General features: G+C 62.5%; 17 protein-coding genes and 1 pseudogene. 17 read left to right on the top strand and 1 reads right to left on the bottom strand.

What is annotated here, in order from left to right; genetic code table 11:
* The first annotated feature begins 17 nt into the window (after positions 1–17).
* The 15 genes from VJ673_RS19480 to VJ673_RS19410 all read left to right on the top strand — a co-directional run bounded on the left by VJ673_RS19480 (position 18) and on the right by VJ673_RS19410 (position 20,087).
* Entirely contained in the window at positions 18–1,577 is a 1,560-nt protein-coding gene (locus VJ673_RS19480) for an acyl-CoA synthetase (protein ID WP_324127826.1), read from the top strand.
* A complete protein-coding gene (locus tag VJ673_RS19475; RefSeq protein ID WP_324127825.1) occupies positions 1,577–3,703 on the top strand; it encodes a hydantoinase/oxoprolinase family protein in 2,127 nt (708 codons plus the stop codon). The genes VJ673_RS19480 and VJ673_RS19475 overlap by 1 nt, the downstream gene beginning before the upstream one ends.
* On the top strand, positions 3,700–5,403 hold the full coding sequence (locus VJ673_RS19470) for a hydantoinase B/oxoprolinase family protein (RefSeq protein WP_324127824.1): 1,704 nt from the start codon (positions 3,700–3,702) through the stop codon (positions 5,401–5,403). The genes VJ673_RS19475 and VJ673_RS19470 overlap by 4 nt, the downstream gene beginning before the upstream one ends.
* A complete protein-coding gene (gene iaaF / locus VJ673_RS19465; RefSeq protein WP_324127823.1) occupies positions 5,403–6,536 on the top strand; it encodes a benzylmalonyl-CoA dehydrogenase in 1,134 nt (377 codons plus the stop codon). Before VJ673_RS19470 ends, iaaF begins: the two co-directional genes overlap by 1 nt.
* Positions 6,533–6,940 (top strand): cobalamin B12-binding domain-containing protein, encoded by a 408-nt coding sequence (locus tag VJ673_RS19460; RefSeq protein WP_018991581.1) that lies wholly within the window; start codon positions 6,533–6,535, stop codon positions 6,938–6,940. The genes iaaF and VJ673_RS19460 overlap by 4 nt, the downstream gene beginning before the upstream one ends.
* A complete protein-coding gene (locus tag VJ673_RS19455) occupies positions 6,937–8,550 on the top strand; it encodes an acyl-CoA mutase large subunit family protein (protein ID WP_324127822.1) in 1,614 nt (537 codons plus the stop codon). Before VJ673_RS19460 ends, VJ673_RS19455 begins: the two co-directional genes overlap by 4 nt.
* 10 nt (positions 8,551–8,560) lie before the next feature.
* Entirely contained in the window at positions 8,561–9,427 is an 867-nt protein-coding gene (locus VJ673_RS19450) for an FAD binding domain-containing protein (protein ID WP_324127821.1), read from the top strand.
* Complete coding sequence (locus VJ673_RS19445) at positions 9,411–9,884, top strand: (2Fe-2S)-binding protein (RefSeq protein ID WP_324127820.1); 474 nt, start codon at positions 9,411–9,413, stop codon at positions 9,882–9,884. The genes VJ673_RS19450 and VJ673_RS19445 overlap by 17 nt, the downstream gene beginning before the upstream one ends.
* A 13-nt stretch (positions 9,885–9,897) precedes the next feature.
* Positions 9,898–12,306, top strand: a complete 2,409-nt coding sequence (locus VJ673_RS19440) for a xanthine dehydrogenase family protein molybdopterin-binding subunit (RefSeq protein WP_324127819.1) — start codon at positions 9,898–9,900, stop codon at positions 12,304–12,306.
* Positions 12,303–13,499 carry a CaiB/BaiF CoA transferase family protein gene (locus tag VJ673_RS19435; protein WP_324127818.1) on the top strand — a complete coding sequence of 399 codons (1,197 nt, stop codon included), beginning with the start codon at positions 12,303–12,305 and terminating at the stop codon, positions 13,497–13,499. Before VJ673_RS19440 ends, VJ673_RS19435 begins: the two co-directional genes overlap by 4 nt.
* Positions 13,500–13,659: 160 nt before the next feature.
* Positions 13,660–14,808, top strand: a complete 1,149-nt coding sequence (locus tag VJ673_RS19430) for an ABC transporter substrate-binding protein (RefSeq protein ID WP_324127817.1) — start codon at positions 13,660–13,662, stop codon at positions 14,806–14,808.
* 195 nt (positions 14,809–15,003) lie between these two features.
* Positions 15,004–16,209, top strand: coding sequence for an NnrS family protein (locus VJ673_RS19425; RefSeq protein WP_324127816.1), 1,206 nt, complete (start codon positions 15,004–15,006; stop codon positions 16,207–16,209).
* A gap of 361 nt (positions 16,210–16,570) precedes the next feature.
* A complete protein-coding gene (locus tag VJ673_RS19420; protein ID WP_324127815.1) occupies positions 16,571–17,698 on the top strand; it encodes an ABC-three component system protein in 1,128 nt (375 codons plus the stop codon).
* Positions 17,695–18,210, top strand: coding sequence for an ABC-three component system middle component 2 (locus tag VJ673_RS19415; protein WP_324127814.1), 516 nt, complete (start codon positions 17,695–17,697; stop codon positions 18,208–18,210). The genes VJ673_RS19420 and VJ673_RS19415 overlap by 4 nt, the downstream gene beginning before the upstream one ends.
* Positions 18,211–18,212: 2 nt before the next feature.
* Entirely contained in the window at positions 18,213–20,087 is a 1,875-nt protein-coding gene (locus tag VJ673_RS19410) for a hypothetical protein (RefSeq protein WP_324127813.1), read from the top strand.
* Positions 20,088–20,223: 136 nt separating this feature from the next.
* On the opposite strand, the pseudogene VJ673_RS19405 reads toward VJ673_RS19410, so the two are convergent.
* A pseudogene (locus VJ673_RS19405) lies at positions 20,224–20,441 on the bottom strand (IS3 family transposase); the annotation flags it as partial.
* 74 nt (positions 20,442–20,515) lie between these two features.
* On the opposite strand from VJ673_RS19405, the gene VJ673_RS19400 reads away from it, so the two are divergent.
* Positions 20,516–22,117, top strand: a complete 1,602-nt coding sequence (locus tag VJ673_RS19400) for an FRG domain-containing protein (RefSeq protein WP_324127812.1) — start codon at positions 20,516–20,518, stop codon at positions 22,115–22,117.
* Between the two features lie 116 nt (positions 22,118–22,233).
* Positions 22,234–22,854: a hypothetical protein gene (locus tag VJ673_RS19395; protein ID WP_324127811.1), complete on the top strand. Its 621-nt coding sequence runs from the start codon at positions 22,234–22,236 to the stop codon at positions 22,852–22,854.
* The last annotated feature ends 174 nt before the right edge of the window (positions 22,855–23,028 follow it).

The following is a 23,028-nucleotide window of genomic DNA, read 5'->3' as shown; positions in this document are numbered from 1 at the left end:
AGGCGCGCAAAGCGCCCATGACCGAACTTGGAGGAGGAATGGGGATGGACCTGTCCGAATGGATCGTCCGTCAGGCCGGGCTTACGCCCGACAAGACGGCGATTCGCTTCCCGCAGCGCGAGCTGACGTACGCGGCCTTCGCCGCCGAGATCGAGCAACTCGCGTCGGCGCTCCACGCGTCCGGCGTCGAGCGTGGCGACTGCGTCGCGTTTCTCGGCTACAACCGCCCGGAAACGCTCGCAGCGCTGTTCGCCAGCGCGCGCCTGGGCGCGCTCTTCATGCCGCTGAACTGGCGGCTGGCGGGGCCTGAGCACCGGCAATTGCTCGCCGACTGCCCGCCCAAGGTGCTGCTCGCGGAGCCGCGCTTCATCGAGCAGATCGACGCCTTCCGCGATGAACTCGGCGCGGTGGCGCTCGTCGCGTTCGGCGCCCCGCCGCGGGGCTGGATCGCCTTCGACGACCTGCTGCGGCGCGGCGGCACGCCTGTGCCGCAGGACCCGCGGGTCGGTCCCGATACACCGCTGCTGATCTGCTACACATCGGGCACCACCGGCAAGGCGAAGGGCGCGCTCCTGACCCAGGACGCGCTGGCGTGGAACGCCGCGAACAGCGCGGATCTGCACGGACTCACGAGCGAGGACCGCATCCTCACGACGCTGCCGCTGTTCCACGTTGGCGGGCTGAACAACCAGACCACGCCCGCGCTGTCGCGCGGCTGCACCGTCCTCCTGCACCCGCGCTTCGACGTCGATGCCACCTTCGACGCAATCAAGCGCGAGCACATCACGCTGACCGTGCTCGTGCCCGCGCAGATCGAGGCGATGGTGGCGCACCCGCGCTGGCCGAAGGCGGATCTCTCCAGCCTGCGAATGATCACGACGGGTTCGACGGTCGTGCCCGATCGGCTCTTCCGCGCGGTGCACGAACGCGGCATTCCGCTCGTGCAGATCTACGGATCGACCGAAACCAGCCCGATCGCCGCCTACGTAAAGGTCGCTGACGCGTTCACGCACGCCGGCGCCGCCGGACGTCCGGCGCGCCACTGCAGTGTTCGCGTTTCGGGCGAAGGCGGCGCGGACGCGAAGACGGGCGTCAGCGGCGAGATCCTCGTGCGCGGGCCGAACGTGATGGCGGGCTACTGGAACAATCCGCAGGCGACCTCCGATGCCCTGCGGGACGGCTGGTTCCACACCGGCGACATGGGTCACTTCGATGCCGACGGGTGGCTGTGGGTCGATGGCCGCAAGAAGGAAATGATCATCTCGGGCGGCGAGAACATCTATCCCGCCGAGATCGAGAACCTGCTCGCCGAGTCGCCCGAAATCGCCGAAGTCACCGTCGTCGGCCGTCCCGACGAGCGCTGGGGCGAATCGGTCGTCGCGGTCATCGTCACGCACGAGGGCTCGACACTCGATGCCGACGGCGTGCTGCGCCTGCTCGATGGGCGCATCGCCCGCTACAAGCTCCCGAAGGAAGTCGTGTTCATCGACGAACTCCCGCGCACCGCGCTCGGGAAAGTCAAGAAGGATGAAGTGCGCCGGCTGGTCGCGCGCAAAACGTTCATGGAGCAGATCTGATGACACTGAAAATCGGAATCGACGTCGGCGGCACCTTCACCGACTTCGTCGTCACACGCGACGGCGCGGAGCCGGCGATCTTCAAGACGCTGTCGACGCCGTCCGACCCGTCGATCGCGGTCGTGAACGGCCTCGCAGACATCGCGGCGAGCATGACCCCGCCGATGACGCTCGAAGCCTTCGCGCCAACGATAGCCACGATCGTGCACGGCACGACGGTGACGACGAACGCCACCCTGACCGGCAACGGCGCGAAGAGCGGCCTGTTGACGACCCAAGGCGTGCGCGACGCGCTCGAGATGCGCCGCGGCATTCGCGAGGAGCAGTACAACAACCGCTACACGAACGTGAAGCCGCTCGTGCCCCGCTTCTTGCGCGCCGGGATTCCGGGTCGGATCGATCGCGACGGCGATGAGGCTGCGGCGCTCGATCTCGACGCGGTGCGCGACGCGATCGAGCTCTTTCGCACGGAGGGCGTGCAGGCGGTGTCGATCTGCTTCATGAACTCGTTCGCGAATCCGACGCACGAGCAGGCGGCAGCCGAGCTCGTGCGCCAGGAGCTGCCGCACGCCTACCTGTCGGTGTCGACGGATCTCTTGCCGTCGATCCGCTTCTACGAGCGCGTCAGCACCACGGCGCTGAACTCCTACGTCGGACCGAAGCTGAACCACTACCTCGACCAGCTCGTAGGACGGCTCAAAAACATCGGCTTCGACGGACTGCTGCTGATCATGCAGTCGAACGGCGGCGTGATCTCGCCGCAGCTCGCGCGCGAAAAGGCCGCGCTGACGCTGCTGTCCGGCCCCGCGGGCGGGCCGGGCGCGGGCTTGCACTACGTGCGCGTGCATGGCCAGAACAAATGCATCATCACCGACATGGGCGGCACGAGCTTCGAGGCCTCGGTCGCGGTCGACGCGCCGATGATCAAGAACGACGGCGAGATCGCGCGCCACAAGATCGCGCTGCCGATGCTCGACATCCACACGATCGGCGCCGGCGGCGGCTCGATCGGCTGGCTCGACGAAGGGGGCCTGCTCCGCATGGGCCCGCAGAGCGCCGGTGCCGATCCCGGCCCGGCCTGCTACGGCAAGGGCGGCAAGCTCCCGGCGACGACCGACGCGAACGTCGTGCTCGGCTATCTCGATCCGGAGTTCTTCGCGGGCGGCAAGATGAAGCTCGACGTCGCCGCCGCGCGCGCCGCGATCGACGAACACATCGCGCAGCCGATGGGGCTTTCCGTCGAGGAGGCGGCGGCCGGCATGTACCGCGTCGCGTGCAACAACATGGCGCAGGGCGTGCGCGAGGTGACGATCAAGCGTGGCTTCGATCCGCGCGAGTTCCCCTTTATTCCGGCGGGCGGCGCCGGGCCGATCCACTCGTGCCTGATCTGCGAGGAGCTGGAAATCCCGCTGCAGATCGTGCCGCGCGAATCCTCGGTCCTGTGCGCGTTCGGCATGCTGATGAGCGAGCTGAAGCACGACTTCGTGCGCACCTTCGTGTCGCGGCTCGAAGGGCTGGACTGGGCGAAGCTCGCCGGCATCATCGACGGCATGGCGGCCGACGGCGCGCGCCAGCTCGACGAGGAGCGGATTCCCGAGGCGCGCCGCCGCTACGACGTGAAGCTCGACTGCCGCTACGTGAAGCAGTACCACGAGGTGTCGTTCGTCGTGCCGCAGCGGCTGATCCAGATGGGCGACTCCGCGGCGATCGCGTCCGCGTTCCACACCGAGCACAACCGGCTGTACGGCTACTCGCTCGAGCAGGAGAACACGCCGGTCGAGGTCATCAACGTGCGCGTGCAGGCGATCGGCATCACCGACAAGCCGGTCGCGCGCCGGGAGGAATGGGCGGGCGACGAAGCGTCGCACGCGTTGAAGGGCAAGCGCGCCGTCTATATCCCCGAGACGAAGAAGTTCCGCGAAGTGCCGGTCTATGACGGCCACCAGATGCACCACGGCAACCGCATCGAAGGGCCGGCGATGATCGAGCAGGAGACGACCGCGATCTTCGTATCGGCCTCATACGACTGCGTCATCGACGCGCTCGGCTCGTTCGCGCTGTACCAGAAAGGCCGCGCCGATCTCGTGGCGTCGTGCATTAAGGACATGAAGGAGGCGCTGGCATGAGCAAACTCAGCAACGCGAAAATCGACCCGATCCTGCTCTCGGTGTACGCGCGGACCTTCCGCTCGATCACCGACGAGATGAGCATCTCGATGGAGCAGACGACCCGCTCGCCGATCCTGTGCGAGGCGAAGGACTATGTCACCGGCCTGTACGACGGCGACGGCAACATGCTGGAACAGACCGAGAATCTGCCGATCCTCGCGTTCTCGCTCGCGCCGGTGTGCAAGTACATCAAGGAATACTTCGGCGACGACATCCACCCGGGCGACGTGATCTTCCACAACGACGTGTTCAGCCTCGGCAACCAGAACAACGACGTCGCGGTGTTCAAGCCGGTGTTCTTCGAGGGACGGCTGGTCGCCTGGACGGCGGTCAAGGGCCACCAGGCCGACATCGGCGGCAACGTTGCGGGCGGCTACAACCCGAACGCGGTCGAGGTGTGGCAGGAGGCGCTGCGCATCCCGCCGGTGAAGGTCGTCGAGAAAGGGAAGCTGCGCAAGGACGTCTGGAACCTGATCTTCGCCAACGTGCGGCTCGACATCGTCCAGCACGACATGAAGGCCGAGATGGGCGCGTGCACGGTCGGCGAGCGACGTTTCCTCGAGCTGATCTCGAAGTACGGCGTCGCGAGCTACGAATCGCACAAGCAGGCGCTGTTCGACGCGACGCGCAAGATGATGGAAGCCGAGATCGCGAAGATCCCGAACGGCCGCTACTCCGGCGAAGGCAAGGTGTTCTACGACGGGCGCCACGTCGGTTCGGAGTTCACGATCCGGGTCGACATCGAGGTGCAGGACAAGGCCATTCGCTTCGACTACTCGCGCACCGATCCGCAGACCAACGGTTTTGTTAACGGCACCTTCACGTCGAGCGCGTCGGCCACCATCCTGACCCTGCTGCAGATGGTGAACCCGGACATCCCGCACAACGAGGGCATGGTGCAGCCGATCGAGATCGTGATCCCGGAAGGCACGATCCTGAACGCGGCCTACCCGAAGGCGACGACCTTCGGCAATCACCTGTGCCCGCCCAACGCCGACGCGATCCAAAGGGCGCTCGCGCCGGTGATGCCCGAGCGCGTGACGGCCGGCTGGAACAATCTGCTCGCGTCGCTGACGACCGGCATCGACCCCAAGACCAACGAGAAATACGTCGACATCGGCTTCATGGGCCTGAAAGGCGGCTCGGGCGCAATGCTCGGCACCGACGGCTACGACCATATCGGCATGATCGACGCGTCCGGTGGCGTGCTCGACCAGGACTACGAGATGTTCGAGCAGCAGACACCGCATCGCCTGATCCGCCACGAACTGCTTGCCGACTCGGCCGGCGCCGGCGAATGGCGCGGCGGGCTCGGCGTCGAGACGATCTTCGAGATCGGCTCCAACGACACTCAGCTCGTGACCTTCGGCGACGGTGACTTCGAGCCGGCGTTCGGGCTCTTCGGCGGCGGCGAAGGGGGCTTGAACTTCATCCGCCTGCATTACCCGGACGGGCAGACCGTGGTGCCGAAGAACAAGGATCTGATCACCGGCGTACCGAAAGGCACGATCTACCACCAGGTCGCGAGCGGCGGCGGGGGCTATGGCGATCCGAAGCGGCGCGACCGCAAGCTGCTCGCCGAGGAGGTCCGCAACGGCGTGATCTCGGAGCAGGCGGCGCGCGAGAAGTACGGCTACGAGCCGGAAAAGGTCGCGTGATGGACTTCGATCTTTCCGACGAACAACGCGCGATCCGCGACACCTTCGCGCGCTTCTGCGACGAACGCATCGCCCCGCAGGCGGCCGCGCTCGATGAAGCGCGGGCCTTCCCGCGTGCGCTCTTCCGCGAGCTCGCCGAGCTCGGCTTCTTCGGCATGCGCTATCCCGAATCGGTCGGCGGGACCGGGCTCGCGCTCACCGAGTTCTGTCTCGCGCTGACCGAGGTCGCCCGCGGCTCGATGTCGCTGGCCGGGGCGGTCGCGATGCAGTCGCTGATGGGCACGAAGTTCCTGCAGCTCCTCGGCAACCCGGACATTGTCGAACGCCTCTTCAAGCCGGCGCTGCGCGGCGACAAAATCGGCGCGATCTGCATGACCGAGCCGAACGCGGGCTCCGACCTCGAGTCGATCGCGACGACCGCGACAAAGGTCGATGGCGGCTACGTGATCAACGGCCAGAAGACGTGGATCACCTCCGCGCCGCTCGCGGACTTCTTCACGGTTTTTGCGCGCGCCGGCGACGAGAAGAAGCTGACGATCTTCCTCGTCGAGAAGGAGTTCAGGGGCCTCGTCGTCGGCCGCGAGATCCACAAGATGGGGGTGTGGGCGCTGCCGACCTCGGAAGTGGCGTTCAACGACTGCTTCGTGCCGGACAGCCATCGGCTGTCGAAGGAGGAAGGCGACGGCGAAGGGCATCTGCGGAAGACGCTCGCCGAGATCCGCATCATCACCGGCGCCATGGCGCTCGGTGTCGCGCGCGCGGCGCTCGATGAAGCCGTGCGTTATGCCGGCGAGCGCCAGCAGTTCGGCAAACCGATCAACCGCTTCCAGGCGATCCAGCTCAAGCTCGCCGAGATGGCGACCGGGCTCGAAGCCGCCACCGCCCTCGTCCACCGCGCCGCATGGCTGTGCGACGCGAAGCGCCCGCACCACAAGGAGGCCGCGATGGCGAAGCTCTTCGCGACCGAGACCGCCGCCTCGATCTGTGACCAGGCCGCGCGCGTGCTCGCGTCCTACGGCTACGCGATGGAGTACCCGGTGCAGCGTTACCTGCGCGACGTGCGCTTCACGCTGATCGGCGGCGGCACCAGCGAAATCCTCAAACTCGTCATTGCGAAGGAGCTCAGCGCATGAACGACACCACACAACAACGCCGCATCCGCGTGCTGCTCGCGAAGCCCGGCCTCGACGGTCACGATCAGGGCGCAAAGGTGGTCGCGCGCGCCATGATGGACGCCGGCTTCGAGGTCATCTACACCGGCCTGCGCCAGACGCCGGAACAGGTGAGCCGCATCGCGCTCGACGAGGACGTCGACGTCATCGCGCTCTCCAGCATGGCGGGCTCGCACCTGCCCTTCTGCCGCAAGTTGAAGCCGCTGCTCGAAGCGAACGGGCTCGACGACAAGCTGTGGATGATCGGCGGCAACCTGCCGGCCCAGGACCACGACGCGCTGCGCGAGCTGGGCTTCAAGGGCATCTTCCCGACCGGTTCGAAGCTCGACGCGATTGCCGACTACATTCGGGAGAACGCCGCATGAACGACCGTGCGCAGACGACGGTGAAACGCGTCATCAACGAATCCGGCCTCGAAGTCCAGCCGCTCTACACCGCAGAGGACGTCGCGGCGAGCGGCGGCGACGCGATGATCGGCCTCCCCGGCGAATTTCCCTTCACCCGCGGCATCCACCGCGAGATGTACCGCAAGCAGCCCTGGACGATGCGCCAGTACGCGGGCTTCGGCAATCCGCAGGACACCAACCAGCGCTTCAAGTACCTGATCGCGAACGGGCAGACGGGCCTCAACGTGGCTTTCGACCTGCCGACGCAGATCGGCCTCGACTCGGACGACCCGCTCGCCCAGGGCGAGATCGGCCGCGTCGGCATGTCGGTCGACACGCTGCGCGACTTCGAGATCGCGTTCGACGGCATCGACCTCGACAAGATCACCGTGTCGATGACGATCAACGGCGCGGCGGCGATCGCGATCGCGATGTACCTCGCGATGGCCGAGAAGCGCGGCTACGACGTGAAGCAGCTGCGCGGCACGGCGCAGAACGACATCCTCAAGGAGTTCATCGGCCGCGGCACGTGGATCTTCCCCGTCGAGCCGTCGATCAAGCTCGTGGGCGACACGATCGAGTACTGCGCGCAGCACGCGCCCAAGTACAGCCCGGTGTCGGTGTGCGGCTACCACATCCGTGAATCGGGCGCGACGCCGGCCGAGGAGATGGCCTACGCCTTCTGCATCGCCCGCGCCTATGCGGACGAGGTGATCGCACGCGGCCTGCACGTCGACGAGTTCGCCGGGCGCCTGTCGTACAACTTCAACATCTTCGGCAACCTGTTCGAACAGGTCTGCAAGTTCCGCGCGGGTCGCAGCCTGTGGGCCAAGATCATGAAGGAGGAGTACAAGGCCGAGAAGCCCGGCTCGATGTGGCTGCGCATGATCGCGGCCGGGGGCGGCGGCGGCCTCACCTTCGAGCAGCCCGAGCTCAACATCGTGCGCGGCGCCTACTACGCGCTGATCAGCGCGCTCTCGGGCACGCAGACGATGGCGCTGTGCTCGTACGACGAGGCCTACACGATCCCCACGGAGTATTCCGCCCGCATCTCGCTGCGCACCATGCAGATCCTCATCGCGGAGATGGGCCTCACCGAGACGGTCGATCCGCTCGGCGGCTCGTACTACGTCGAGACGATGACGAACCAGATGCGCGAAAAGATGGAGCAGATCATTGCCGAGACCGACGCGCAGGGCGGCATCGTCAAGCTGGTGTCCGAAGGCGCGATCCAGGCCAAGGTGTCCGCGCAGGCGTACCGGATGCAGCGCGACATCGAGAGCGGCAAGTTCCCGAAGGTCGGCGTCAATTGCTACCGCAATGACCAGGAGGACGAGCATCCGGTCGAATTCCACCCTTACAACGAGGACGACGCACGCGTGCAGATCGAGTCGCTGAACGGCGTGCGCGCCGAACGCGATGCAGCGCGGGTGACGCGCGCGCTTGCCGCGGTGGGCGATGCGGCGCGGGCCGGCACGAACGTCATGCCGGCGATCGTCGAGGCGGTGAAGGCCTACGCGAGCGTCGGGGAGATCACGCAGGAACTGGTGAAAGTGTTCGGACGGTACCAGGAACCGATCCGCTTCTGAGGAACGATCAATGACAGCAATCGAAAGATATGCCGCGCCGCAGAGCCTCGACGAGGCGCTCGGCATCCTGCAACAGGGCGACGTGACGATACTGGCCGGCGGCACCGACCTGATGCTACAGACGAAAGTCGGACGCATCGCGTTCAAGCCGACGCTGATGAACATCGGCCGTGTCGCGGGACTGAAGGGCGTCACGGTCGATGGCCAGCACCTGCGCATCGGTGCGCTCACCACGATCAGCGAGCTCCTCCGCGATCCGCTCGTCGCGCAGCACGCACCGGTGCTCGCCGAGGCCTGCGATCACTTCGCGAGCGACCAGATCCGCAATGCCGGTACGCTCGGCGGCAACATCAACAACGCCTCGCCCGCGGGTGACACCCTCGTGCCGCTGATCGTGCTCGACGCGGAAGTCGAGCTCGCATCGAAGCCGAACGGCTCGGTGGCGACGCGCCGCCTGCCGCTCGCCGAGTTCTTCACCGGCCCGGGCAGGACCAAGCGCAACGCGAACGAGCTGCTGACCGCCGTGCGCATCCCGCTGCCAAAGCCGGGTCACGTCGCGCGCTTCTACAAGTTCGGCACGCGCCCCGCGCTCGACATCTCGACGATCTCGATCGGCATCGCCGGCATCAAGCGCGACGGCATGCTCACCGACACCCGCGTCGCCTTCGGCGCGGTCGCCCCGACGCCGTTGCGCGCGCCGCGCACCGAAGCCGCGCTCGAAGGCCGCCGTCTCGACGCCGGAGCGATCGAAGCCGCCGCCGACGCCGCGCGCGACGAGGTGAACCCGATCGACGATATCCGCGCGAGCGCCTGGTACCGCAAGGAACTGATCCATAACATGACCAAGAGGATGCTCGACCATGTCGCTCAAGCATGACATCGAATTCACTCTGAACGGCGTCACACAAAGGCTCGCCGTCGACGTCACGATGAACGCGCTCGACATGCTGCGCGACGTCGTCGGGCTGACCGGCACGAAGTACGGCTGTGGCGAGGGCGAGTGCGGCGCGTGCACGATCCGCGTCGATGGCGAGACGCGCAATTCCTGCCTGATGTTCGCCGTCGATTTCGACGGCCGCGATATCGTCACGATCGAAGGCCTCGCCGCCGACCCGAAGGCCGACGCGCTGCGCGAGTCTTTCGTCGAACACGGTGCGGTGCAGTGCGGTTTCTGCACGCCCGGCATGGTGATGCAGGCGTCCCACATCCTCGACACGCATCCCGATGCCGACGCGGAAGCAATCAAGCGCGGCCTCGAAGGCAACCTATGCCGCTGCACCGGCTACAAGAAGATCGTCGACGCAGTCGAATCCGCCTGCTGCGGCGGGCGATGAGGAGAACGACAGCATGAATGTCGCAGAAAAACCCGTCATCACGGCCGAATCCCTGATCGGCCAGCGCATCCAGAAGAAGGACGCACCCGAAAAGGCCGCCGGCAAGACGCGCTACATCCAGGACATGATCGTGCCGGGCATGCTGCACGCGAAAATCCTGCGTTCGTCGCGCGTGCATGCCAAGATCAAGAGCATCGACACCTCGGCCGCGAAGGCGCTGCCGGGCGTGCATGTCGTCCTCACCGCGGCCGACGTGCCCGACCAGCAGCCGATCGGCGTCGCACGCGACCACCTGCCGCTGAAGGGCGAACGCGTGCGCAGCCTGCGCGACGAGATCGCCGCGGTCGCCGCGGACAGCGAGGAGATCGCCGAAGCGGCCTTGCGCCTGATCCGCGTCGAATACGAGGATCTGCCGATCATCGCCACGCCCGAGGACGCGATCAAGCCCGGCGCGCCGCTGATCCACCCTGCCCCGCTCGACGCCGAGGGCCGCCCCCAGGCGCTGCCGCCGAAGACGCCGATCGCATTCGCCGGCAAGGCGGACAACATCGCGATGCGCTTCGACTACACGCACGGCGACATCACGCAGGCCGAAGCCGAATCCGACGTGGTGGTCGAGGACACCTTCCAGCTGCATTACGTGACGCACTGCTGCATGGGCGTGTCGGGCGTCATCGCCGAGTTCGACGCCTCCGGCAACCTGCTGATGTACTCGAACACGCAGGTGCCCTTCCTGCACAAGCGCGAGTTCGCCGAATACCTGAGCATCGACCCGAGCCGCGTGCGCATCATCCAGCCGCCCATCGGCGGTGGCTTCGGCTCCAAGCTCGACATCTATCCGTTCGAGGTCATCTCCATCTTCCTCGCGCGCGCGGCCAAACGCCCCGTGAAAATGGTCTTTACGCGCGAAGAAGAATTCCTCGCGTCGCCGACGCGCCAGCCCGTGCTGCTGACGTTGCGCTCCGGCTGCAGGAAGGACGGCACGCTGACCTTCCGCCAGGTGCATACGCTGCACGACAACGGCGCCTACACGTCCTGGGGCGCGACGACGCCCTTCGTGATGATGCAGACCTTCTCGTCGCTGTACCGCGTGCCGGCCTGCGACTACCACACGACGGTGGTCTACACGAACAACCCATACGCCGGCTCCTTCCGCGGCTACGGCAACCTGCAGGCGACCTTCGCCATCGAGCAGCACATGGACATGCTGGCCGAGAAGATCGGTATGGACCCGCTCGATTTCCGCATGAAGAACGCGCAGGACGCCGGTGAAGTCACCGGCCAGGGCATGAGCTTCAAGAGCTGCGGCTTCAAGGAATGCCTGACGACGGCGGCCGATCGCAGCGACTACCGGAAGAAGCACGCCGACAACCTCGCCAATCGCGACGCGCCCGGACCGGTGAAACGCGGCGTCGGCATCGCGTCGATGCTGCACGTCGGCGGCGGCGCGAAGATCTACCCGTCGGACGGTTGCGGCACGATCCTGAAGCTCGACGATTTCGCGAACGTCACGCTGATCACCGGCGCGTCCGAGATCGGTCAGGGCTCGGAGACGGTGCTGTCGCAGCTCGTCTGCGAGGAGCTGGGGCTGCCGATCTCGGCGGTCACCGTCGTCAATAACGACACCGCGATCACCCCGTGGGACGTCGGCGTGCATGCGAGCCGCACGACCTTCATCGCCGGCAACTCGGCGATCGGTGCGGCGCGCAAGGCCAAGGCGAAGATCGTCGCGGCGGCCGCGAAGAAGCACGGCTGCGACGAGGCGGCGCTGGATCTGCGCGGCGGCTTCGTCGTCGTCGCCGAGACCGGCGAGCCCGTGGTCGAGCTCGCGCGCCTGATGCGGAACCTGCACTTCTCGGACAAGGCCGAGCTCGTGATGACGACCTTCTATTACGAGCCGCCGAGCGTGCATCAGGACAAGGCGTTCAAGGGCGACGTGTCGGCTGCGTACGCGTGGGCGGCGCAGGTGGTCGAAGTCGAGGTCGATACCGACACCGGCATCGTGAAGATGACGAAAGTCACCGGCACGCACGACGTCGGCCGCGTGCTCAACCGCCTCGGCCTCGAAGGCCAGATCGAAGGCGGTGTCGTCATGGGTCAGGGCTACGCGCTGACCGAGAACCTGATCGTCGAGAACGGCATCACGCGCAACCCGAACTTCCGCGACTACAAGCTCGTGACCGCGCCCGAGATCCCCGAAATGGACATCACCTTCGTCGAGTCGATGGATGGCGAAGGCCCGCAGGGTGCCAAGGGCGTTGGCGAAGCGCCGTCAATCTGCATCGCCGCGGCGGCCGCGAACGCGATCTACAACGCGACCGGGGTGCGCATCTTCGGCCTGCCCTTCACACCGGAAGCGGTGTACCGGGCCTTGCGCGGCGCCGCGCCGAAACCCCTTTGGCAAGCGTGGAAACCGGAATGAAGCGGCGAACCGTACTCTCGATGGAGCAGGCGCTGTCGATGCCCTACGCGACGCTGCGCTTCGCGCAGCTCGGCTGGCGCGTGATCCGCCTCGAATCCACCCCGTCCGGCGAAGGCCTGCCCGGCGACCCCAACCGCTACATCGGCGGCAAGGTCGCCGACGACGATCGGCGCACCTACTTCATCGCGCCGAACGTCGGCAAGGAGGCGATCGCGCTCAACCTCAAGGAGCCCGACGGCCAGGCGCTGTTGAGGCGCCTCCTCGTCGAGCTCGACGTCGACGTGTTCTGCTGCAACACGGTGCCGCGCCGCTACAAACAGCTCGGCATCGACTACGCAACGCTCGCCGCCGCGAAGCCCGACCTGATCTGGGCAGGCATCTCGGCGATGGGGCCGGACTACCCGGATGCGCCCGGCTACGACCCGGTGATCCAGGCGATGGCGGGCTACATGGAGCTCACCGGCCCCGCCGACGGCCCGCCGACGCTCGCCGGCGTCCCGATCATCGACCTCAAGGCGGGCGACGAGGTCTATGCGAACGTGATGATGGCGCTGCTCGAGCGCGCCGAGAGCGGCAAGGGCACGCGCATCGACGTGTCCATGCTGCAGGCCGCGGCGTCGTGGCTCATCACGACCCTGCCGCTGCTCGATTTCGACTGCCAGCCGTCCGAGATCACGCGCTGCGGCAACGAGCACCGCAAGTTCATCCCGACCAACGTCTATCCGACTGCCGACGGCTTCATCTACATGGCGATCGGCAGCGACGTGCAGTGGAAGCGCCTGTGCGAGATTCCGAAGTTCGCATCGATCGGCAACGCCGTACGCACGACCAACGAAGGTCGTGCCCGCGAGCGCGAGGCGATCCACCGTGACGTCGCGGCCGTCACGCGCGGCCATCCAACCGCCGAGATCGTCGCCGACTTCCGCGATGCCACGATCCCCCACGCGCCGATCCATGACATCCCGGCGGTGCGCGACATGGAAGCGATCCGGCGACGGCTGACAACGACGCGCATGCCCGGCGGCAAGCTCGTGCATATGCAGCCGATGGCGGTCGACGTTCCCGTTGCCGACGGCGGCGAACTGCCTTTTGCGCCGCGTTACGGCCAGCATACGGATGCCGTGCTGCGCGAGGCCGGATGCAGCGACGACGAGATCGGGCTGCTCCATGCGCGAGGGATCGTCGCCGGCTGAGCCCCGGCCCCAGATCATCGTCATGCGGCGCCCCACCGGGAGGGGCGCTGCCTTCGACTCACGAACCCCGGAAACCATCGACGGCGAGAGGAGCGCGCGGATCCGATCCGTACGCGCGACAAGAGGTCCTTGTGGTGCACACCGTAGGAGACATCAGAACATGAAAATGCTTGGCATTCGATTGGCGCTGTCCGGACTCGTCCTGGCGGCATCGCTGTCGGCGCACGCCCAGGTGAAGATCGGCGTCGTGTCGTCGGCGACCGGACCGACCGCGCTGGTCGGCATTCCGCAGAAGAACACCGTGGCGCTGCTGCCGGCGAAGATCGGCGACCTCAGCGTCGAGTACATCGCGCTCGACGACGCGAGCGATCCCACCGCCTCCGTCACCGCCGTGAAGAAGCTGATCTCGGAGCACAACGTCGATGCGATCATCGGCCCCTCGGGATCACCCAACGCGATGGGCGTGATCCAGTTCGTCGCCGAGGCGGGCGTGCCGCTGCTCGCGCCCGTCGGCACCGCCGCCGTTGTGAGCCCGATGGACGACAAGAAAAAGTGGGTCTTCAAGACCACGCAGAACGACGACATCATCGCCACCGCGCTGGTCGAGCACATGGTGAAGTCCGGCGTGAAGACGGTCGGTTTCATCGGGCTGGGCGACCCCTACGGCGAGAACTGGTACAAGGTGTTCTCGGCGCTCGCGGAAAAGAACGGCATGAAGATCGTCGCCAACGAGCGCTTCCAGCGTCAGGATGCGTCGGTCACCGGCCAGAGCCTGAAGATCCTCGGCGCGAAACCCGACGCGGTGCTCGTCGCCGCCGCCGGCGGCCCCGCGGTGCTGCCGCAGACCACGCTCGTCGAGCAGGGCTACAAGGGCCAGATCTACCAGACCCACGGCGCCGCCCTGCCCGACTTCCTCAAGCTCGGCGGCAAGAAGGTCGAGGGCACGATCCTCGCCGCGAGCCTGATGCTGGTGCTGCCCGAGATCGCCGACAGCCATCCGTCGAAGAAGATCGCCGCCGACTACATCGCCGCCTACGAAAAGGCCCATGGCACCAAGCCCGCGACCTTCGGCGCCAACGTCTTCGACGCCGGCCTGCTGCTGCAGCAGGCGATCCCCGCCGCTGCGAAGATCGCGAAACCGGGGACCAAGGAGTTTCGCGCGGCGCTGCGCGACAGCCTCGAGCAGACCCACGAGCTCGTCGGCACCCAGGGCATCTACAACATGACCCGTCAGGATCACAGCGGCTTCGACGAGCGCGGCCGCGTGCTCATCGCCGTCAGGGACGGCGGCTGGACGCTGGCGAAGTAAGCCGACGCAGACAAGGCCACAACGGGTCCGCGTCACGGAACCTCCGTGCGCGGGCCGTCATCGTCCGGCCGGGCAAAGCCCTGCACGTATGGAAGAAATGTTTGCCGCACCCATCCCACCTTTGACGTCGGACAGAAACTCCGCCGCGTATCGCCCCTAGACTGAAGTCGTTCAAACAATTGCACGACAAACAAAATGTCCGCGACCGCGTCCCGCGTGTTTCCCGCAGCGCTTTGGGTAAGCGCGTTTCGCCCCTTCTTCCTGCTCGGCACGCTGTACGCGCCGCTGCTGATGGGCGCCTGGCTCGGCGCGTGGCTCGGCTGGTGGAGCGGACCCGTAGGCGGCATGCCAACCGCGCTGTGGCACGGTCACGAGATGATCTTCGGTTTCTCGACCGCGATCATCCTCGGCATCGTGCTGACCGCGCTGCCGAGCTGGGCCGGCACCGAGGAAATTCACGGCACTCGTCTCGCGCTGATCGTCGCCGCATGGCTCGCGGGCCGGCTCGCCTTCTGGGGGCTGCCGCTGCTGCCCGCCGGCGTCGCGGCTGTGGCCGACTGCATGCTGTTTCCGCTGGTCTTCGCGACCGTCGCGCCGCAACTGATGCGCGCGACTAACCGCCTGTACTTGCTACTGCTGCCGGTTCTCGCCGCCTTCTTCACCGGCAACCTCGCGTTTCATCTCGGCATCGGCGCGGGCAATCCCGCCTTCGCCACGGTCGCGCTGCACGGCGGCGTCTATACGATCCTCACGCTGTACGTGCTCAAGGGCGGCGTGCTGACGCCGATCTTCACGGGAAATGCGCTGCGCGAGAAAGGGCGCGGAGAACCGGCACCGTTCCGGATGTGGCTCGACGTCAGCGCCGTCGGCCTCGTCGTCGCGCTCGCCGCGCTCGACCTCGCCGGCGCGCCGGCCCGATGGGTCGGCCTCGCCGCCCTCACCTGCACCCTCGTCCACGCCTGGCGCGTCGGCCGTTGGCAAGGCTGGCGCGTGGCCGACGTCCCCCTCCTCGTCGTCATGCATCTCGGCTTCGCCTGGCTGATCCTCGCCTTCGCGCTCAAGACACTCGCGGCGCTCACCGGCCTCGTTCCCGGCACCGCATGGCTGCACGCCTTCACGGTCGGGAGCCTCGGCATGATGATGCTCGGCCTGATGACCCGCGTAAGCCTCCGCCACACCGGCCGGCCCCTCGCGCTACCGGCTGCGATGCGCCTTGCCTGCGCGATTGTATTCATCGCCGCGATCGCACGGCTCGCGCTTTCGACGCCTGAAGCGCGTCCGGCCGCGATCACTGCGGCCGCGGTGCTGTGGGCGGGGGCTTTCGCAATCTACTTGTCCAGGTTCGGGGCGCTGCTGGCCAGACCGAGCCTTCCGCGCAAGGGCGGTGGTCTCAACAATTGAAGTCGGGAACCGGTACTCCGCTCCGGGCGAGTGAAGCGGCGATCCTTCCGTTGACAGCGACTGGCAAGTCGTCGGCCTGAACGGCCATTGACCTTATGGCCTGAGTCGGGCAGCAATGTGCCGGTCTCCCGCCGTTCAGCCGCTGCTGACGATCAATCGCCGCTTCTGCGGCCGATGAACTCGAACTTTCGACCCTGAGCCGGCCTTCGCCGATGGAGACTTCCATCATATCGATCGGTAATAACAGCCTGCCACCGGCCTCCAGACCGTCGCTCACCTATTCAGTGTCAAGAAAGCAGGTTTGTAAAGAAAAATTTCGCGGAGTACCATCGTAAGAATATGGTTTTCTCATGAGGGTGCAGTGGCAAAGTCTGTCAAACCCAGTGGCAGCGAGACGTTTAGCGGATTGCCTGCACCTACCCCCTGGCCGGGAGCGAACGCTCGATTGCTCGGTTTGGGTGTTGGTTTACCCATCGCGCCTCTTGTTCGTCTGGCGCAATTCAGTGCTGCGGAGTTTGAGCGATTTACGCTCGAATGGGCTTCTGATTACCTTTCTAAGCAAAAGTACGTTAACGAACTTCAGCAGCGGGGAGGGGCAGGCGATAAAGGGCGAGACATTGTTGTGTGGCTTGACCCGTCAAATACCCCGCCTCGGCGGTGGCTGCTGTACCAATGCAAGCACTACGACGCCAACCTGGGACTTCCAAAGGCCGGCGGCGAAATTGCTAAGGTGCTTTTCTATACTTTCAATGGCGACTTCACAGCGCCAGAAGAATACTATTTCGTAACGCACAGAGGTGTAACGTCACCTTTTCAAGATCTTCTTGATAATCCAGACAATCTCAAGAAGGCAATCCTTTTTGGCTGGACAGAGTATTCCAAAGCGGTTACCACAAGGCACGACATCCCACTCACAGCGGAACTCAGAAAGCACATCGAAGCGTTCGATTTCAGCATTTTTCGTGCAAAACAGCCGCATGATTTGCTTGAAGAACACAGCAGGACCCGATTTCATCTCACGGTCTTTGGCGCACCTCTTATTGAGCGTCCTGCCCCAGAGAATCCGCCGTCAGCAGTCGCCCCCATGGAAACCATATATATCGAGCAACTGTACCGCGTAATCGGGCACGATATTGCCACCCATGTTCAAGACATCTCCGATTTTCAGCATAGCGCAGGGCACGTAAAACTTTTCGAACGATCTCGGGTTACCTTTTACTGCGCGGAAGGGTTGAAAGAGCTTGCGAGGGACCAGATGGCCAACCAAGCATTCTTCAAGACCCTCCTGGACGAATTTGATAATGGGCTGTACTACACATACTCTGATCAAGAGGGGACGCCATTTGCCCGTCTGAAAAGTACCGTGAAGGCCGCGCAAGCACTGCAGCTGGGTTCGCATCCGCTCGCGGTTCACGTGACTAGTAAAGATCGTGAAGGTATATGCCACCAAATGGCCAATGAGAAGGTGATTGACTGGTGCAACCCATGACTGGAGCTTCCGAAGCGCCCAACCACTTCCGCACAAGACCCTTTAACTCGTCCTTGGAATACGGGTTTCGTGCACTTTTCATTTTGAATGCAGCAGACGGCGCAGCAATGGACCTTCAGAGGATGGTTTCTTACGACTACCTCATCGTGCACAGCGGAGACGTCCGCGGCGGCCCTGAGAGTCTCCACCCAGCTGTGCCTCATCGAGGAACAGAGCTCCTCGTGAAGCGCAGTTCAATTCATGCAGGGCTTAATCAGATGCTTTCAAGAGAATTGATAGAGGTTGCCTTTGCTCCGGAGGGCATTCTGTATCGAGCCTCCGAATTGACCGGACGATTCTTGCAGCTTTTGGTGTCTTCCTACGCGCTTGAACTTGCGAAACGTGCACGGTGGGTTACAAATATGTTCGGTTACCTCTCAAACGATGAGCTTGCCACATTCATGGCAACAAACGTGGAGTATTGGGGTGCCGAATTTGACCGTCTGACTGCGGTGGACTTACTGGACTTGTAACAATGCTTTGGATAAGAAAAATACTTTTACGCGGTAGCAGTGTTGAAGACGCTTGCGTTGAATTCGATAGTGGCGCGAACATCCTGGCGGGCGAGTCAGATACAGGAAAGAGTTTCCTCATTAGCTGCCTCGATTATATTTTTGGCGCGGAAAGACTAAAAAAGCACCTCAAAGAGGCGGCGGCCTACACACACCTTTTTGTGGAGTTCGAGAATTCCGATAAAAAGGTGCTCACGCTAGAACGTGCCTTGGCGGGGGGGAGTCTGCTGGCTCATAACGTTCAAATCGACGACATCCGTGAAAAAGGCGAAGTGATTGCTCCTGTCCGCAAAGGCAAGAGCCGCGGTCCGGACGTTACCTCTGTACTCTTCCCGTTCGCGCAGATTAAAGAAGCTAGATTACGCAAAAATGCGCGTGGAGAGACGCAACGCTGCTCTATTCGCACACTCGCGCCCCTCTTTCTAGTCGACGAAGTTTCTATCATAGACGAACACTCGCCCGTAACGGGGAGACCTAGCTATGACGACACCGCTCGCAAGCGGATGTTTTCATACCTGCTCACCGGCATTGACGATGACGGCATTGCGGCTGCGGAAAAGGATGAGATCGTGAAAGCTCGGCTTCAGGCGAAGCTTGAAGTTGTGCAAGAGTTGATTCGTCCGCTTGAGGAGCGATTTGGAACAATCGCCGATAGCGTTCCGATAGCGCACTCACCTGACGATGAGCTTGATGATGTGATTGTTTCGTTGACTGAAGAGGTGGAAGCAGCAACGGCAGCGATTTCTCGTTTACACCAGGACGCACAGACGGCGACGGCGCTCACCTTAAGGGCTGAGTCCCAATTGCTTGGGGTAGCTGAGATCCAATCGAGGTACGAGCTCCTTGGAGAACGGTACCGCTCCGACCTGAAACGCTTGGATTTTCTAGCGGAAGGATCTCACTACTTCGACTCCCTCCAGGAAGTTCCTTGTCCACTTTGCGAGCAAAATATTGCTCCTCCCCATCTCCACAGCGAAGGAGGGCATGCTCTGATAAGTGGCCATGAAATACGGAGGTCTGCTGCGGCGGAAGCTGCAAAAATTCATGCGTACTTGGCTGACCTGCAGAAGGCGATGGGCAGTGTGGAACAAAGAAAAGATGAACTTGAGCAGGAGAAGAGCGAGGCCTACGCGACGCTCTCGATTCTTCAGGAAGACCTCACGCGTAACTTGACTCCTCAGTTGGCAAACACAGCTGGTCATCTCGAATCACTGCTTGAGCATCGTGCCGAAAGGGACGCTGAACGTTCAGAATTTAGAAGGTGGACAGACCTGCGGGCACTCCAAAGGAACCTCCAAGAATCGCTTGCCGATAGCGCTCAGCCGAAGCTCGAATGGGGCGGACTTTCTTCCCTATCTTTGGGTCAGCTTTGCACAGAAATTGAAGCGGTCTTGACCGAATGGAAGTGGAGTTCATCCCCCCGAGTTTTCTTCGATGAAGAGGAATACGACATCGTGGTTGATGGGCAACCCCGTCAATCCCACGGCAAAGGCGTCCGGGCAGTACTATATTCGGCATTTATCATTGGCCTCATCAGGTACTGCGCTAATAACGGGAAGCCACACCCAGGTGTAGTGGTTATTGACTCGCCGCTGACTAGTTACAAGAAGAAAGGCGCGGCGGCTGTGTCGGGCGCGGATGGTCCGGTTTCAGCAGGCGTCGAAGAGGGATTCTGGCATTCACTCAACCGGCTGCCGAAGACTTTGCAGATTATTGTTATTGAAAACAAAGAACCGCCGGCTTCAGTGGCGGAAGAGGTTCATTACGAGTGGTTTGCGGGTGAAAACGCTGAGGTTGAAGAACGCGCTGCACTAATCCCACCTCCGGGCCGATTCTGAAATTCACGCGTATGTGGTCACAGGTGTGACTGCATTTAGAGGCGTAAAAAGGTTGGCATTAGACGGGCAGGTAACGGTGGACGGAAACACCAAATCTGAATCGCCCCCGGAATTGGTCGAGGCCGGTTGGTTTAAGTCATGCCATCGGTGCCGCCTGTGTGACGAGATGCCGGTAGTAGTTTGCCTCAGCCTCTGCAGGTGAGATATACCAAATGGGTTGGGGCAGCCGGTGGTGATTGAACCACGACACCCATTCCAGCATGCCAGCTCCACTTCCTCCTTGGTTTTCCAGGGCGCTCGGCGATGAATGACTTCGGCCTTGTAAAGTCCGTTGATCGTCTCGGCCAAAGGGTTGCCTACCCCTGAAAATCGTCATATTCATGCAGCCGTCGAGTTTTGCATCACCCTGCTAACTAAGAAACCAGCCAATGAACGTAAACAACACTTCCTCACTTCAGCAGATTATTCCATCAACACTGGACTCGTGGGCAGAGGGCATTCGTCACGCGAGAGACCGCTCTATGAAATCGGGGCGTTTGAGCAAATTCAAATCCCTTCATGATGAGCAAGCGTACCGTGCAGCGTACTTCTGTGAACTTGCCCGTTTAATAAAGGACCTTGGTCTTTGCAATGCCTTTGAGCGATCAGCTCTAAGCATTGAACCTACACATCCAGTTCCTCCATCGCGGCTAGGAGGCCAAATTTCAAAGCTACCCGGATTGGAACGCCTCGGGGCCAAGCATGCAGAGCTAAAGTTGTCGCTCATGTCCTTGCCTATGGTTGCCACTTTCGCCCCTGAGTCGGAGGCGCCCACGCTAATGAGGGGACCTCTACGTTCGCCGTTGTACCTTCTCGATCCACTTTATGGGTTTGTATACTTCCTACGGCGCGATGGAAAATACCACAATCATTGTTTCGCCATAGATTTTTGGCAGTCTCGCCTTAAGTCGATGCCAAAGGGATTGTCGACAACACTATGGAAAAATCGCTCAGACAACATGCTCTCGGGCGGCGCACTTTCTGGAAGAACGCTTTTTTCAGACTTGATTCCGGTAGAACTGGATCCGCTCAGAAGAAGTCAAGTTCCGGAAATTGTCGTTCACACGGAATCGGATCTTCTTGAAATAGTCGCCACGCTCAAAGCAGGCTCAATCAAGAGCCCAAACGTGCAACTATGGTTTCGCGGACAGAGCACCGACTATCAGGTCCCCAATCGCCAAGAATTGGTTCGCATCGGAATTACACCGTATTCAAATATCTCAGAATCAAACCTCACCCCATCCCTTTACCGCAAATACGATACTTACCTCGAGCGGCCTGAATCATTTGAGAGGCTACTGATGGAGTTGGCGCAGTGGGTTGATGTCGCCAAGCAATTAATTCCAGAAGATCCGTTGTTAGCCAGCGCATTTAGTCGCAGTAACCCTCATGCCCGCTCGTCCGATGGTCTCTCCTCCTTTCAACGAGGACTGTTACTTCAACAGTATGGAGCGCCGTCTGCATATCTTGACATAACTAGTGATCCTCTCGTGGCAGCTTGGTTTGCAACGCGGCGTTGCAAGCAGAATGCTAGTGGCCAACTTACTTTTCATCGGCATGTTTGGGATACATCCGACCCGAGCACCTGGCCCACAATTTTTGTATTCCCCCTGGTCGAGGGAGTTCACCCATTTCTTGAACTAAGTTCAATTATTCCAAGTGCTGTAGCGCTACGACCACATCGGCAATCTTGCGGACTACTCGGTGGGGCTGGCAACTTGGCCCGAAACTATTGCGCTCGATACGTCGGCCTCAAGCTTCGTTTAGACCCTCGCTTCGTACTTAACCGGCCTATGGACGTATCATTTTTGTTTCCTTCGGAATCTGAAGATTTCACGCTCGCAGCTTTGAAGGGAGCTGGCCTCACCTCAGAAGAACGTCTTTATCCCGTGACGGAAGTACTAAATAAGGCGGATGCAGATTGCAGCGCTGATGAAGAGCTGGTTGGTCTGAATAAATCTTGCAGCACCTCCGCGGCCGGCTCAAACTGACGGGTCGAGCGGTCACCAACGCTGGCCACCGCTTCGCGATTTATTGTTGTCGTCGGTTCAGCCGCCGCTAACAGGTTGACCTGGGCGTTAAACATCTTAAGTCTAGGATAGATTTCATGGATATCGATGTACCAGCGTCTGTTCCGCTAATCTCTGCATCAATAGGCGCTATCTCAGCGCTGGTCGGGGTAGCCCTGTCGTTCGGTCGGGATTGGTTTGTTCAAAAGCTTAAGGACGGCCAACAGCGTATTTTTGTCGCCCTTCGTCTCGCCGCAGAGTTAGAAGATTTCGCGGCAAGGTGCGCTCAAGCTGCTTCTGACTATGGTGAGCCTGAAATGCAGTCTCACGGTCAAGAAGAGTATATTCCTCGCTATCCAACGCCAGAGCTCACAATCGACTATGCCGGTTATGAATGGAGGCTGATTCCAAAAGACTTGTTGATGCGTATTCTTGAATTACCTCATATGGTGCAGCGTGCTCATCTAATTTTGGCGGAGGTGAATGAACACGTCGCAGGCCCTCCGTATTACGAAGAGTATTACTCAGAGAGAAGTCTCCGATTCGGTCAGCTTGGAATCAGAGCGTTAGAAGTTGCACGAGACCTCAGAGTCCGGCACGGTGCGCCGGCTTCTATTCCTTCGATTGATCCGGAAGATGCATACGACATTACGAATCACCTGCATCAGATTGTTTTCGATGTAAAAAAATCTAGGCGCGCCTCCGAATCTTCTGTCTGAGTCGCCGCGTCTTTCGGAGACTAGTCTGATCGTCGGCTCGGCGATGTAAACCTGCCATACGCTGCATGGTCGCTAGATGACCGATTTGGCCGACCACCCGCCCCTCGCATAGAGACTCTCGCTCCGGCTCTTCTCCGATCAAGCTGCGCTGGCGCCCGACGAGCCAGCTGCGCC

This window comes from Aromatoleum sp., assembly GCF_035254505.1.
Classification (GTDB): Bacteria; Pseudomonadota; Gammaproteobacteria; order Burkholderiales; family Rhodocyclaceae; genus Aromatoleum.
Note: the sequence above shows the minus strand (reverse complement) of the source record. Positions and strands in the feature narration are given on the sequence as shown.

What these genes read in the sequence shown, in the direction of transcription:
- VJ673_RS19450 (WP_324127821.1), top strand. Translation starts at nt 8,561, where the DNA reads ATGACAGCAATCGAAAGATATGCCGCGCCGCAGAGCCTCGACGAGGCG.
- iaaF (WP_324127823.1), top strand. Translation starts at nt 5,403, where the DNA reads ATGGACTTCGATCTTTCCGACGAACAACGCGCGATCCGCGACACCTTC.
- VJ673_RS19440 (WP_324127819.1), top strand. Translation starts at nt 9,898, where the DNA reads ATGAATGTCGCAGAAAAACCCGTCATCACGGCCGAATCCCTGATCGGC.
- VJ673_RS19470 (WP_324127824.1), top strand. Translation starts at nt 3,700, where the DNA reads ATGAGCAAACTCAGCAACGCGAAAATCGACCCGATCCTGCTCTCGGTG.
- VJ673_RS19430 (WP_324127817.1), top strand. Translation starts at nt 13,660, where the DNA reads ATGAAAATGCTTGGCATTCGATTGGCGCTGTCCGGACTCGTCCTGGCG.
- VJ673_RS19480 (WP_324127826.1), top strand. Translation starts at nt 18, where the DNA reads ATGACCGAACTTGGAGGAGGAATGGGGATGGACCTGTCCGAATGGATC.
- VJ673_RS19475 (WP_324127825.1), top strand. Translation starts at nt 1,577, where the DNA reads ATGACACTGAAAATCGGAATCGACGTCGGCGGCACCTTCACCGACTTC.
- VJ673_RS19445 (WP_324127820.1), top strand. Translation starts at nt 9,411, where the DNA reads ATGTCGCTCAAGCATGACATCGAATTCACTCTGAACGGCGTCACACAA.
- VJ673_RS19415 (WP_324127814.1), top strand. Translation starts at nt 17,695, where the DNA reads ATGACTGGAGCTTCCGAAGCGCCCAACCACTTCCGCACAAGACCCTTT.
- VJ673_RS19455 (WP_324127822.1), top strand. Translation starts at nt 6,937, where the DNA reads ATGAACGACCGTGCGCAGACGACGGTGAAACGCGTCATCAACGAATCC.
- VJ673_RS19410 (WP_324127813.1), top strand. Translation starts at nt 18,213, where the DNA reads ATGCTTTGGATAAGAAAAATACTTTTACGCGGTAGCAGTGTTGAAGAC.
- VJ673_RS19435 (WP_324127818.1), top strand. Translation starts at nt 12,303, where the DNA reads ATGAAGCGGCGAACCGTACTCTCGATGGAGCAGGCGCTGTCGATGCCC.
- VJ673_RS19460 (WP_018991581.1), top strand. Translation starts at nt 6,533, where the DNA reads ATGAACGACACCACACAACAACGCCGCATCCGCGTGCTGCTCGCGAAG.
- VJ673_RS19400 (WP_324127812.1), top strand. Translation starts at nt 20,516, where the DNA reads ATGAACGTAAACAACACTTCCTCACTTCAGCAGATTATTCCATCAACA.
- VJ673_RS19425 (WP_324127816.1), top strand. Translation starts at nt 15,004, where the DNA reads ATGTCCGCGACCGCGTCCCGCGTGTTTCCCGCAGCGCTTTGGGTAAGC.
- VJ673_RS19395 (WP_324127811.1), top strand. Translation starts at nt 22,234, where the DNA reads ATGGATATCGATGTACCAGCGTCTGTTCCGCTAATCTCTGCATCAATA.